Annotated in this window: 13 protein-coding genes; 4 read left to right on the top strand and 9 right to left on the bottom strand. The window is 53.0% G+C overall.

The window, feature by feature from the left end:
• Positions 1-64: 64 nt before the first annotated feature.
• Together ACTOVJ_RS02840 and ACTOVJ_RS02845 are read right to left on the bottom strand one after the other, a co-directional pair.
• Positions 65-568: an Rv3235 family protein gene (locus tag ACTOVJ_RS02840; RefSeq protein ID WP_449504002.1), complete on the bottom strand. Its 504-nt coding sequence runs from the start codon at positions 566-568 to the stop codon at positions 65-67.
• Positions 552-1,115 carry a LysM peptidoglycan-binding domain-containing protein gene (locus ACTOVJ_RS02845; protein ID WP_449504001.1) on the bottom strand — a complete coding sequence of 188 codons (564 nt, stop codon included), beginning with the start codon at positions 1,113-1,115 and terminating at the stop codon, positions 552-554. The genes ACTOVJ_RS02840 and ACTOVJ_RS02845 overlap by 17 nt, the downstream gene beginning before the upstream one ends.
• Positions 1,116-1,475: 360 nt before the next feature.
• On the opposite strand from ACTOVJ_RS02845, the gene ACTOVJ_RS02850 reads away from it, so the two are divergent.
• Entirely contained in the window at positions 1,476-1,994 is a 519-nt protein-coding gene (locus tag ACTOVJ_RS02850) for a hypothetical protein (RefSeq protein ID WP_449504000.1), read from the top strand.
• 55 nt (positions 1,995-2,049) lie between these two features.
• On the opposite strand, the gene ACTOVJ_RS02855 is transcribed toward ACTOVJ_RS02850, so the two are convergent.
• Positions 2,050-2,259 (bottom strand): helix-turn-helix domain-containing protein, encoded by a 210-nt coding sequence (locus ACTOVJ_RS02855; protein WP_449501707.1) that lies wholly within the window; start codon positions 2,257-2,259, stop codon positions 2,050-2,052.
• Positions 2,260-2,356: 97 nt separating this feature from the next.
• Here ACTOVJ_RS02855 and ACTOVJ_RS02860 point away from each other — a divergent pair, with 97 nt between their 5' ends.
• From ACTOVJ_RS02860 to ACTOVJ_RS02870, 3 genes are all read left to right on the top strand, one after another.
• Entirely contained in the window at positions 2,357-2,950 is a 594-nt protein-coding gene (locus ACTOVJ_RS02860; protein ID WP_449503999.1) for a hypothetical protein, read from the top strand.
• 98 nt (positions 2,951-3,048) lie between these two features.
• On the top strand, positions 3,049-4,071 hold the full coding sequence (locus ACTOVJ_RS02865; RefSeq protein ID WP_449501705.1) for a CpaE/TadZ family protein: 1,023 nt from the start codon (positions 3,049-3,051) through the stop codon (positions 4,069-4,071).
• Positions 4,072-4,075: 4 nt separating this feature from the next.
• Entirely contained in the window at positions 4,076-4,546 is a 471-nt protein-coding gene (locus ACTOVJ_RS02870; RefSeq protein WP_449503998.1) for a DUF6912 family protein, read from the top strand.
• Here ACTOVJ_RS02870 and ACTOVJ_RS02875 read toward each other — a convergent pair.
• The 6 genes from ACTOVJ_RS02875 to ACTOVJ_RS02900 form a co-directional block, all read right to left on the bottom strand.
• Positions 4,524-7,610: an AAA family ATPase gene (locus ACTOVJ_RS02875; RefSeq protein WP_449504625.1), complete on the bottom strand. Its 3,087-nt coding sequence runs from the start codon at positions 7,608-7,610 to the stop codon at positions 4,524-4,526. The genes ACTOVJ_RS02870 and ACTOVJ_RS02875 overlap by 23 nt on opposite strands.
• The gene (locus tag ACTOVJ_RS02880; protein WP_449503996.1) at positions 7,607-8,791 is read right to left on the bottom strand and encodes an exonuclease SbcCD subunit D; all 1,185 of its coding nucleotides are present in this window, start codon (positions 8,789-8,791) and stop codon (positions 7,607-7,609) included. The genes ACTOVJ_RS02875 and ACTOVJ_RS02880 overlap by 4 nt, the downstream gene beginning before the upstream one ends.
• A 109-nt stretch (positions 8,792-8,900) precedes the next feature.
• Positions 8,901-9,395: a phosphoribosyltransferase gene (locus ACTOVJ_RS02885; protein ID WP_449501700.1), complete on the bottom strand. Its 495-nt coding sequence runs from the start codon at positions 9,393-9,395 to the stop codon at positions 8,901-8,903.
• 167 nt (positions 9,396-9,562) lie between these two features.
• Positions 9,563-10,570 carry a ribosome small subunit-dependent GTPase A gene (gene rsgA, locus ACTOVJ_RS02890; RefSeq protein ID WP_449501699.1) on the bottom strand — a complete coding sequence of 336 codons (1,008 nt, stop codon included), beginning with the start codon at positions 10,568-10,570 and terminating at the stop codon, positions 9,563-9,565.
• Entirely contained in the window at positions 10,567-11,823 is a 1,257-nt protein-coding gene (aroA, locus tag ACTOVJ_RS02895; RefSeq protein ID WP_449503995.1) for a 3-phosphoshikimate 1-carboxyvinyltransferase, read from the bottom strand. Before aroA ends, rsgA begins: the two co-directional genes overlap by 4 nt.
• Entirely contained in the window at positions 11,820-12,329 is a 510-nt protein-coding gene (locus ACTOVJ_RS02900; RefSeq protein WP_449502919.1) for a DoxX family protein, read from the bottom strand. The genes aroA and ACTOVJ_RS02900 overlap by 4 nt, the downstream gene beginning before the upstream one ends.
• Positions 12,330-12,416 lie beyond the last annotated feature (87 nt).

Consider the following 12,416-nt stretch of genomic DNA (forward strand, 5'->3'; position numbering starts at 1 on the left):
AAGATGAGAAGCAGCAGGGGCGGTCACTGTCGATACAGTGACCGCCCCTCTTCCTTCTTCTTATTTAGTAGATTTCGAGGTCAACGAGATGCCAGTGGCCTCGCCGGACTTCGATCCGAGCACTTGCTGCGCGAATGCGCATTCCGTCGAAGAGCGCCACGGAGCATTCTGCAGTTCGTGGTTGAGGCTGTGTGAGGACAATTCTGCGCACACGTGGTGGAAGGCAACGTGTCGGTGTCGCCCCGGCTCTCTTCATGAGTCCGGCATGGCGAGAAAGCGAGTGGAACACTTCTGGTGTCATCCAATTTTGGACTTGTCGAATGGGACGATGCCCAAGCAATACTTCCACGCACTGACCGATCATTTGTGCAACAGCGATTTTGGGAGCCGGAAAGTTTTCGGGTAACGGTTTTGTTAACTCAACCTGGTGATCGCGCCACTCAGCGAGTGAGTCATAAGGGTTGCGTTCGGGAATAGAAGCGAAACGGAGGTGGTCGACGTGGCGCTTTGTGTGGATCGCAGGATGTTCGCGACGAGGTTGGGGCGTGACATTAGCTTGTGCGGACATCGTAGACCTCCGGGATCTGTAGAATTTGGCCTGGGTAAATGAGATTTGGATCGTGGCCGATGATGGGTTTATTTTCGTTCCATATACGCTCAACGAGTTCTCCAGTATGTGTAGGAGATATTGCATGTGCGATCGACCAAAGAGAGTCTCCGTGTCGTACCCTCACCCGCGTCGTTCGCGCAATAGCTCGTCCCTGTGGCATTGCCTGGATGTTTGGTGAGTTCCACATGCGTGTGAGTGGAGTTTTTGCTGTGTCGTCGGCGTTCGCAAGGGGTGGCATGTCTGGTTGTGGTGCGACGTTGCGTGGTGTTTCTGGCGGGGGCTGCATATATGGCAGATGAGGCGGGGTCTCAGTGGCGACGACGGATTGGTCTGTGTGAGCGCCGTCGGCGAGCTGTGACGTACTCGTCGAGGGGATTTCGCCACCCCAGGAAAGATCGATGCTGGCAGCAGTTGCTGGTGATGAGAGGGCGAATGCTGGCAAAGCGAGAGCAATGGCCGCTTTGCGGGCAATACGTCGTGGGGCAATTGTCAAAAGGCGAAGCATGAGAGAAGTATTGCGACTCCGATGGGCGACAAAATACAGCGTCCAGGCAGTAAGGTGCCAGAGGGTATAGACGAAAAGAAGCGCAACCGAGAGCGATATCAACCAATAGTTCAAAGTAGTAGAGGATGGTAGTGGCTCTCCCAAGGGAGATAGTGCTCTCGACAATTTACATAGGGCCATCTCATACATCTGGCAACCCCTTAGTTTATGTTTAGTGTTGTTTGATGAGTTATATGTATTTAAAATGGGTAATACCTTCTTTGGGGCGGCATATACCCCGCATATGAATATTTGTATGAAAAAATATCGATATCAATAAGTAGTCTCAAAATCAGTAAATGGGTCGATAGTATGGAAAATATGGATCTTGAGAGATTATTAGGTGATATTAGGAGTCGAATTGATTCTGAGCGTCTTGAGGGTGAGATGCGTGAACGTGAGGAGATGCGAGAAGCGGAAGTAGGTAGTGTTTCGCTTCTCGATCTCATTATTGGAGCGCGTGATGAGATCGAGCTGAGAGTAGGTGACACTCTCATTAAAGGAATGCCGGTGGATGTTGGTGTGGATTGGGTTGAATTGTGTGGTGAAATGGCTCGATATCTTGTCCCAGTGTGGTCGATTCGGTCGTTCGATCGAGGGTTGCGTGCAGGAGGTATTCGTCCGCGTTTGGAGATGCATCTTCCTGCGAAACTGAGGCGTTCGTGTGGCGTAAGAGTTCGTGTGGTGGGTGACGGTGTGGATATTGGTGGTGAGCTCGCCGACGTCGGCGCGGACTGGGTGAGTGTATTGCGAGACTCTGTGAGCTGGGAAAATGAGGATCGACGGAGGTACGTGGTGGCAATGCGGGCATTGTTGTATGTCGAAATCCCTCAGGTGTGACAAGACAGTGAGGGGAACACAGCACGCTGTGTTCCCCTCACTGTGAGTATTTCGGTCAGACCTCGAAGTCTGTGCCAATCTTCTTAGCTGTCGCTTCGTAACCGCGCTTGATGTACTCTTCAAGTTTCGCTTCTTCGATACGCCATTGGCCACGGCCACCGACTTGAATTGCCGGGATTTCTCCGTTCTTGATCAGGGTGCGTACCTGACCAGCCGAGACATTGAGATAATCTGCAACGTCTGAAATCGTTAGAAACTTTGCCATCTGTTCTCACCTTCAGTTTATTTTTGCTTTGCTACCCGCACTCACAACCTGTGGATAACTTGACTGTAAAAAAGGGGATCTTTGGGAGGCTTTTGATATGACATCAAAACAAATGAGACTTATTCTCGGCGATCCCCGTCTTTTCATTGGAATTGTACTCATCCTCATCGGTGGAATGCTAGGCGCATTTTTGCTGAGCGATGAAAATCTACAACCTGTTCTAGAAATAAACAAGCCTGTTGCGCAAGGGTCGCCTATCTCTGATTCGTTCACAGTCGTGGAGTTGCCACTATCTGAGGCTCAAGGGCGCTTGCCTGCATCGAAGATGTCGAGCGATCTCATTGCAACTCATTCGCTCGCTGTGGGCGAAATTCTCTCAACTACGGATGTGACCTCGGGAAATGGTGAACCATACGTTGACATTGAAGTTCCTCTTATCCATACTCCGGCTCAGTCGGCACGTCCAGGAACGCAAGCGTACATTTGGGCTCTTCCATCGAAGACGGCGTCAGGCACCGAAGTGAAGTCACGACGAATAGGAAAAGCCCAAATCGTTAACCTCTCTAGTGAACGAACCTTGCATGAAAATCAGAGTGTGCAGCTGCGGTTCTTTGCAGGCGAGGAAGCAACAGTGATGGATGCTCTTGGTCGTGGTGAATCTCTTATGCTTACACTTCCAGGAGGACAGTGATGGGGGTCTTACTGTGCTCACCAACATTCGAAGAGAACATTTTGTACGCGCTCGCAGAACGACGTACAGATCATTATGTGGTCAGACGCTGTGGTGACATGACTGAAATGCTGGCAGCCGCTCAGGCTGGCATTGGTTCAGCTGCTCTAATCGAAGGAGATCTTGAATCACTGACACTCACAGCAATTCGTGATCTTGAGTCCTTGGGCTTGACAGTATCCCTGATAGGCGGAAAAGCACCAGCACATGAGCTACGTAATCTCTCTGAGCATCTCATTTCGCCGTCAGAAGCGGTTGGCTGGATCGAATCAATGGGACAGAAAAAGCGTGAAGAGAGATCTCCTCTTGACATGGGGAACGGATGTATCGTCGCCGTATGGGGTCCGCCCGGTTCTCACGGACGATCAACGCTCACGCGTGAACTTGCCAGAATCAGTAAGGGGGTGGCAATTGATCTCGATCTTGTCGCGCCGTCGTTGGCGCAGATTTGTGGAGTAGAAGAGTCTTCCGCACTTGTTGCTTTTTCACGAAATGTGGAAAAGGGCCGCGATCTCGTGGCAGCCGGACAGTTACTGACTGAAACTGATGCGTGCGGCACTCGGATCATCGCTGGAGTGAACTCTGCCCAGCGATGGCGTGAAATCAGTAGCCCAATTGTCGAGAAGATTCTTCACTCACTTCGTCGTCAGGAGAAATGGACATTTGTCGACCTTGCTGGAGGGATGTCAGGGACAGACTCGATGCGTGATCGATGGCAGGTGTCTCGCAACGTAGTCGAAGCTGCAGATATCGTCCTTCATGTTGCCAGCGCCTCCGTCATCGGGATGCGACGGATGCTTGAACATACAGATCTCAATCCTCCCGATGAGAGAGCAATTATAGTCATCAATCGTCTCCGAGCATCGAGTGTCGGGCGCAATCCTTCAGGGCAAATTCGTCGTTTACTTGCAGGCGTTCATGGGCCAATTGTGACCATACGTGACGACGCGTCTCGCTTCGATGCTGCGTTACTTAAAGGACGCTCAGTACTGGGCCTTTACAGTAAATGTGGAGCGTCAAAGGACATTCGGTATTTGTGGGAGCAGATTCGCCAGCAACTATCGCAGGTGGCGATAGAATGAGCACATGCGTATATACGTTCCACTGATACCCGAGGAACTTGCGGCACCGGAAATTTCACCTCGGCTCGTCCATGCAGTAACGCCAGACCTGGTTCGGGTGCTGGGAACTCAAGATGAAGAAGAACGCGAGTACGTTGCGTTCTTAGCAGCAGCTGACGACTCGCTTCGGTCCGATAGCCCGACTCCGCGTCGTGTGGTGGTCTGTGCAGATATGCCTCATGCATCTGTTGAACTCCCGAATGCTGAGGAGCAGCTACTCGAAACTGCGGTGTACCTAATTGATGCTTTGACATGGGATCGCGTCGAGTCAATTCATATTGATGAAGATGAAGCGAGCGAGCTTATCGCGGCAGCGCGCGGAGGCGATGATGCGGCATTTGAAGCCAGCGTTGATACAGATCTGCTGTGGTACGACGTTGTTGAACGCGACGCACTGATTGCAATGATGTCAACTAGCTCATTTGGCGCAGAGTAGACCCACGCTCACCGGGAATGACTGTAATGCGTTGCGGTATCATCGATTTCAAGTCCTCTACATGTGACACAATTCCGACAGTTCGGCCGTCATCGGTGAGCTGAGTGAGTGTTTGCATCACAACATCGCGGACATCTGCTGAGAGAGTGCCAAAGCCTTCGTCAATCATCAGAGTATCGATGTGGACGCCACCATTTTCCTCTTGCACAACTTCAGCGAGTGCTAGCGCAAGTGCGAGTGAGGTGAAGAATGTTTCACCCCCAGAAAGTGAACTTGGTGCGCGTTGAACATCGCCCTCTTCGTTACCCTCATGGTCAATAACTGCAATACCCAGGCCGAATTTTCGTCCTTTTTCTCCTTCATCCACTCTGATCAGCTCATATCGCCCTCGTGAGAATATTGCGAGGTGTTCATTGGCACGTTCGATGACTACTTCGAAACGTCGCAAGAGTACCCACACACCAAGTGGAATCTTGATTCTCGACGATTCATCATCAGCATTTGCTAAGTGGGAGAGGCGAACGATTGGCCCAGCTTTCTGAGCCTCGGTAACCCACTGTGCATGAGCCTTTTGTACATGCATCGAATGTACACGAGCATCAGAGAGATTCCGTTTTGCCTCGATTGCTCGTTCGTTGCCGGTAATGAGCTGGGCATGTGCATGGTCGAATGCCTCCTGGGCAAGTTCAACCTGAGGATCCTCACTCCCATCGAGCTGAGCAAGATCTTCAGATTCAAGCCGGCCAAGGATCTTCGCATCTTTCTTCTCAAAGGATGACACTTGCTCAGTGAAATCTATGAGTACGTGAGTGGGCAGTATTGCCTCAGTTACTTCGTCGGCGGACATCTTTGCTTCTTGTAATGCCTGTTCAGCGAGACGTTGTGAGGACAGTAGGTGTGTCGCAGTGGTGAGAAGCTCTTGGGTACTCGAGTTCGCGAGTGCATACTTATCTCGTTTATTTTTCAGCACTGACAGGAGGCTGCGTGTATCTTTTGCGTTGTGTGCTGTCAATGCCTCCTGAATGCGCTCCTTGTGAGCGTCGATTTGTGCACTGACTCCAGCAATACGTTCGGATGCTGACGCAATGAGTGCCTCTTGTATCGAGATCGCTTGTGCCAAATCATCAGAATCCTTATGTATTTTGCTGATTTGTTTCTCGATGCGATCGGCGGATGTTTTGGCTCGACGAGCATCATCCAATGCATCCTGAGTTTTTTTCAACGAGTCAGCGATCGTATCAACCGTCTCATTTCCCAAGCGCTTAACCGTTTCATCGAGTTTAGTACGAGTAGCAATCAATCGACTTCGTGCTTGATCAGACCTCGTCCGAGCTGCCTGGGTACGAGCACTTGCGGCCTGCACCTGGTCGAGTGTCGCCTTGACCTCAGAGACGGGAGCAGGATCGGGATGTTCGAGGGAACCACATACAGGGCACGGCGAATGATCACGAAGGTGTTGCGCGATCTGTGCGGCGTTTGACCCGATCCATTGCGACGTAATATTTTCTTCGTCCTCCATAGCTACAGTAACGGCTGCGAGTGTAGCTGATGCCTCTTTTTCATCTTCTGCCTCTGTCCGGCGCAGTTCAAGCACCTCGCGAGCAATGCGTTCAAGGGAGATAAGTTCTGCGACACGTGCTTCGAGCTGGGGGATAGTCTCAGCAATCGTGTACATCTGAGCACGCTCGCTTGTGAGTTCTTCGAGCCGTTGCGGAAGTGATTCTTTCTCGCGGCGAATACTGTCGAGATTGCTCAGTGCTTGCTGGCGTTCAAGTTCTGCTTGCTGACGTTTGGCGACAAGGTCAGGAACTGAATCTTCAAGCTGGACGATTTGCTGTGCAGATCCAAATTGGGAATCGAGATTTTGGAGGCATTTTTTGCTTTCACTGAGTGCTGACTGTGCCAGGGAAATGAGGGCGTCTAAATTGTTACTGCTACTGGCAGAGCCGAACTCGGCGGACAGATCGGTACGTGATGTGTCATTCCAGGCGTTACAGCATGTTTGTCGTGCTGTCTGTACATCTGCTTGTATGACGGCGACCTCTCCTAACCGATTCGCGGGGACAACAGCGCGTTGATGTGCAGCAATCTGAGAGCGAAATTTGTCGATAACAGGGCGGCGTTGTTCGAGGGCATCGCGTTGTTCCAATAATTGGGAACGTTCGAGAAGCAGCGAACGCAATGCAGTTGCTTGCGCGAGATCCGCCCGAGTAGCTGTTTCGTCTGCCATGAGCTTTTCGCACACAGTCTTCGCTTCCTCATACTGTGTAGATAACTCGGCTTCAACATCTGCCATGACATTGAGAATCGATTCATCGGTTTCATCGACAATCTGTTCAAGGAGCTCACCGACGTGATCAGTCCATTTCTGAACACCTGCATTCCCTCGCCAGGTTTCAACTGACGTGATGAAACGACGACGTGCTTCATCCACGACACTTCTGGCAAGACGTGAATCCTTCGCGAGTTTATCGGCAAGCTTTTGATAATCGACTGTGCCAAAAAGCGATTCAAGGAGCTCTGACCGCTCCTGCGACTTCAACCGAAGGAACTGCGCAAACTTTCCTTGAGGAAGGACAACTGTCTGGACAAACTGTTCACGTGTCAGCCCGAGAATTGACTTGAGCTCCTCGCCGGTTTCCCGAGCCTTCGCTGCTAAAGCTTGCCCTGTTTGCCATTGGCCGTCATCAATGGCAGCTTGAGATATCCGCCAGAGCTGTGCAGAGGAATTTACTGTGGTGTAGCCAGTGCCTCGTGCTTTCGGGCGCTGCCACGACGGTGTGCGGCGCACACGGTAGATTCCCGAAGCAACTTCAAATACGAGATCGATATATGATTCGACGTTGGCGAGCGCATGGGAAGATCTCACACGTTCTTTCGTTGAGTCGTTCGAAGCAACGTCGCCGTACAAGGCATAGACAACTGCATCAATAATCGTGGATTTTCCACTTCCAGTTGGCCCTTCCAAGAGGAAAAGCCCATCAGAAGTGAGGGAAGTGAAGTCAATGATCTGATGACCTCCGAAGGGGCCAATACCGCAGAATTCGAGACGTAGAAGTTTCATCGCTCGTTCTCCTTCGTGATCAATTCCCATGCTTGTGCGATGAGCTGACGTTCTTCAGCTGTCATGGGCCGTCCTCCGGCATTGTCGAAAAAATCGCTGATCACGGTTAAAGGATCGTTCTTGACTGCTGCCATGCTGACGTGGTGTTGAGGACGTGAAAGCGGCGTATGCTGGCATTCGAGCAGATATGGGAAATTCTTTTTTAAACGTGCAACGAGGTTCTGTGGCCGTGAGTCATCAGTGACATACACGCGCACATAAGAATTTTGATGTGAATGGTAGCGGGGCGACATGATTTCATCGAATGTCCCACGAATGGTTGCTAACGGACGCTCAACTGGGGCAGGGATAAGAGAGATCGCTGGAGTATGTGCCTGCGCAAAGTCAACCAAAACGCTCGATTTTTTATGGTTCTCTTCAGAGAAGGAGAAAGCTACTGGCGAGCCACTGTAGCGCATCACGGGGGTGTGAGAACCAACTTTCTGAGGTCCATGAAGATGCCCGAGTGCCACGTAATCGATCCCACCGTTGGGGAGGTCGAGGCCAAGATTGAAAATCCCCGATGGTGCGCTGTCAACGCCACCAACATGAAGATCGCGTTCAGAATCAGAGGGTTCGCCTCCAACAATAAACGCATGTGCCATCACGATTCGGGGAACATCCATACCCGCGTACTCGCCACCGGTGATATCTGCGCGAATACGCTCCAGTGCGGCACTGAGAACTGCTTCATGGCTACGGGTCAACGGCGTGCCATCCGGGCTGAGATCATTCCTTGCAATATCAGGTTCGAGGTACGGAATACCGTACACAATTGCGCCAACACGATTCTGTGCATCTCGCACAGGAATGGGGATAGCTGCGTCCGTGGTGCGAGTGCGCAGTGTCAGTCCATCCTTCAAAAGATCAGACGCAAAGCCTAAACGACCAGCAGAGTCATGGTTTCCAGAGGTGATGATGACCTGAGTGCGCTCGATAAGCCGACGTAAAGTGTGAGATAGCAATGACACCATGGCAACGGGCGGAATTCCACGGTCAAAGATATCGCCGGAAACCAAGACTGCGTCAACATCAGTGGCAAGCTCCACTACATGATCGCACCACAGTTCAAATGCCTGCGTGAGATCCGCTCCATGGAGGGTGCGTCCAAAGTGCCAGTCAGAGGTATGAAGAATTTTCATACTTCAACCATAGCGAATAGGGTATGACACTTTTTCGTGTTCACTTACCCGTTGCCCTGCGATTGCAACGAAAAGGAGGCCACCCGAAGGTAGCCTCCTTTGTGAATTTTCAGTCAACCTTGACGTAATCTTTGCCAGCGTTGACCGGATCCTTCTCTGACCATGGGAAAGCAATCCACAAATCAGTATCGCGCCAGACATAGTCGGCCTTGAGCACCGACGTCGGCTTTTCGTAAATCACGGCCAGACGCATCTCGCCAACACCGTTGGCTTCGCACAGTTCCTGGACGTACTTCAAGGTGCGTCCGGAATCCACAACATCGTCGACGATGAGAACCTTCGAATCCTTCAATGCCGAGAAGTCCGGAAGAGGATTGAGCAGGCGTGGATCGGGGAGAGTTTCACCGATCTTCGTGTAGAACTCCACGTTCATCACGAGAACGGGTTTCATATCGAGCGCGTATGCCATCGCGCCGGCGGGAATAAGACCGCCGCGTGCCACACAGACGATCAGGTCAGGCCTGTAGCCGGACTCCCAAATGTTGGTTGCTAGTTCACGCGTTGCATCGCCGAACATGTCCCAGCTCAGGATTTCCTTTTCCACGCGGTTCCTCCAATAACTCGGTTCGTGTTGATAGAATTCAACCGTTTGAGACCCGCCCAGTGCAAGTAGGAAATGGGCGAGCCTTCTCACTTAGTCAGTGTACCGCGCGAGGCTCTCTGTCCCACACCGTGAACGGAAAACGAGATAAATCATTCCGATATCTGGAACTAGTCATTTTCTGTCTTCGCCTGTAGCAGTCGGCGGAACGAGGCAACGCGTGTGATCAAACGTGGGTCGCTCACCTCTGACAGTGCGCAATCGAGTGCGCCTTCTTCATGGCTGCAACCGCGTGGGCACAGCTGGTCAGCGATCTGTTCCAAATCGGGGAACCCTCGAAGCAAATCTGCGTGTCCAACGTGGGCGAGACCAAATGTTCGTACCCCTGGAGTGTCGATAATTGCGCCCCCAGGAAAATCGAATGCCATCGCCGACGTCGATGTGTGTCGCCCGCGCCCAGTGACATCATTTACGTGTCCTGTCTGTCTCCCAGCGCCTTCGACAAGTGCGTTGAGGAGTGTCGATTTCCCCACCCCCGAGTGTCCCACGAGCACAGAAACGTGTCCGGTTAGAGCCTCTCGTACGGCATGGAGATCAGCATGAGGATTGTCGGGAGCCGTGGACGAGATCAGAATCCTCAAATCAAGAGGTTCGTACAATGCTAAGAGCTCGTCCGCGTCGCCCAAGTCAGCTTTGGTAAGCATGAGAATCGGGGTCATACCGGCGTCGTAAGCAGCGACAAGGCAACGGTCAATCATTCCCGGGCGCGGTTCAGGCTGCGCCAGCGCAGTGACGATGAGGAGCTGATCGGCGTTGGCCACGATGATCCGTTCGGTTCCGCTGGCTTCGCCTTCTTCTGCTGTCCGACGCAGAATCGTGGTTCTCTCATCGATCGATGCGATGCGTGCCAGCGTATCTTTCCTGCCTGATAGGTCACCCACCATCGCGACGACATCGCCGATGGCGAGTTTACCGCGGCCAAGTTCGCGTGCTTTGACAGCTGTTACCTCAGTGCCGTCGTCGAGCATACGGACAAGGTAACGTCCGCGATCGATGCGCAGGAGGCGTCCGCGTCGAGCCGACGAGTAATCAGGGCGGATCTTCGTGCGAGGACGGGAACCTTTTCCTGGGCGAACGCGGACGCGAGGGTCGTCGGTGCCGATATCTCTACGGCTCATTTTTTCTCCGAATCGTTGATCATCTGCGTCCACAGCGCGTGGAACTGAGGCAGAGTTTTCGCAGTTTCTTCCGGGTGGTCAAGTATGACGGGGACTCGGAGCCCAACAATCGCTGCGAACATTGCCATGCGATGGTCGCCATAGGCTTTGAGCGCAGCTGGTTGTTGCGAGGTTGGTGGCGAAATTTCCAGCCAGTTGTCACCCGTTTCTACTTGTGCTCCAAGTGCAGTGAGGGATTGTTCGAGCGCTACGAGACGATCAGTTTCGTGACCACGCAAATGTCCGATATTCCACAGACGTGACGGACCAGCGGCAAAGAGCGCAACGGCTGACAGCGTAGGGACGAGTTCGCCGACGTCGGCCGCGTCCAGATGGAGTGGACGAACGGTGTATGGTCCGCGAAGACGAAGTTGGCCATCGCCGCGCTCGACGTCAGCTCCCATTTGCTCAAAGATTGCCCCGAATGCATCTCCTGCTTGGGTTGTGTGATTCGGCCACGGAATCGTGATCTGTCCACCGGTAACCATTGCTGCAGCGAGGAATGCGCCGGCGTTTGTCAGATCCGGTTCGACACTCACATGGCCAAGATGAAGAGGCCCAGGTTCCACGCGCCAGACTCCCGGTTCTAACGTGTGCGCATCGACTCCGGCGCGTGTGAGACAATCGAGTGTCATCTCAATATGGGGAAGTGAGGGGAGTGATGAACCAATATGACGCAATGTCAGCCCCTGCTCCATCCGTGCACCAGCCATGAGCAAGGCAGAGACAAACTGTGACGATGACGATGCATCCACGTCCACGTCGCCGCCTGTGATTGATCCGCTGCCACGAACATAAATGGGAAGGTGCTTCCCCTGGGCATCAACACCAGCGAGACGAAGTGCGTTAACAAGCCCGGCCATAGGACGGGTTCGAGCTGCGAGGTCTCCATCAATGACCACCTCACCGCTGGCCAGAGCGGCAACAGGGGCGATAAAACGCATCACTGTGCCAGAAAGGCCAGCGTGAATACGCCCCGAGTGCAGTGGCCTGGGAGTAACACACCACTCGCGATCAGACCTCTCGATGTGGATCCCGAGTGTTTGGAGAGCGCGAACCATGAGCTCAGTGTCACGCGCGTGAAGAGGCTCGTGAATGACAGCCGGCTGCTGGCCAAGAGCCGCGAGAATAAGATAACGGTTGGTCAGTGATTTCGATCCCGGAAGAACCACCCGAGCGTCGATCGCAGATGCGCGAGGTGCGCACCACGTCATGCGCTCACCTGCGCACCAAGAGCGTCAAACTTTGCCGACGCTGACTGTGAGATTTCGTCCGCGAGTCTATGTGCATGCCAACCCAGACTAGGAGCGCCGCTACGATCTCTCGCTGCCATCAGCGCGCCGCCGATCAAACCAGCATTCTGAATCAGACCTGCCAGATCGCGCTTGCGTTGGTCACCTTCGTGTAGCCAGAACGGATTATTTGCCAGGGCAAGAGGAATGTGAAGCGTGCCAAGGAGCAATGCTGCTGAGCGCGGAAGCCGACCACTCGCCAAGGCCAGGCCGCTGAGCGCAATCACGGCTCCGGTGACACGCGTAGCCATATCGACTGTTGTCGGCGTGACATCTGTGTCTGCCACTGGGCATCCAGTCTCGCGAGCGAGGTCAAGCAGAATGTGCGTGCGCTCCCGGTGTTCTGCCGGCCTCATGAGCGCATCCAGACCGCTGCTAACGAAAGGCGCAGCGAGAAGCGGACGAGAAATCTTCTGCAAAATACTCATACCTCTATTAAACCGCACCCGCGACACAGGGCAACAGGGATGTGGAGAATTTGGATCGAGAAAAGTCGCGCGATTTTTTCTCGCTCC

It is taken from the genome of Arcanobacterium sp. (ex Cirak et al. 2026) (genome assembly GCF_053585065.1).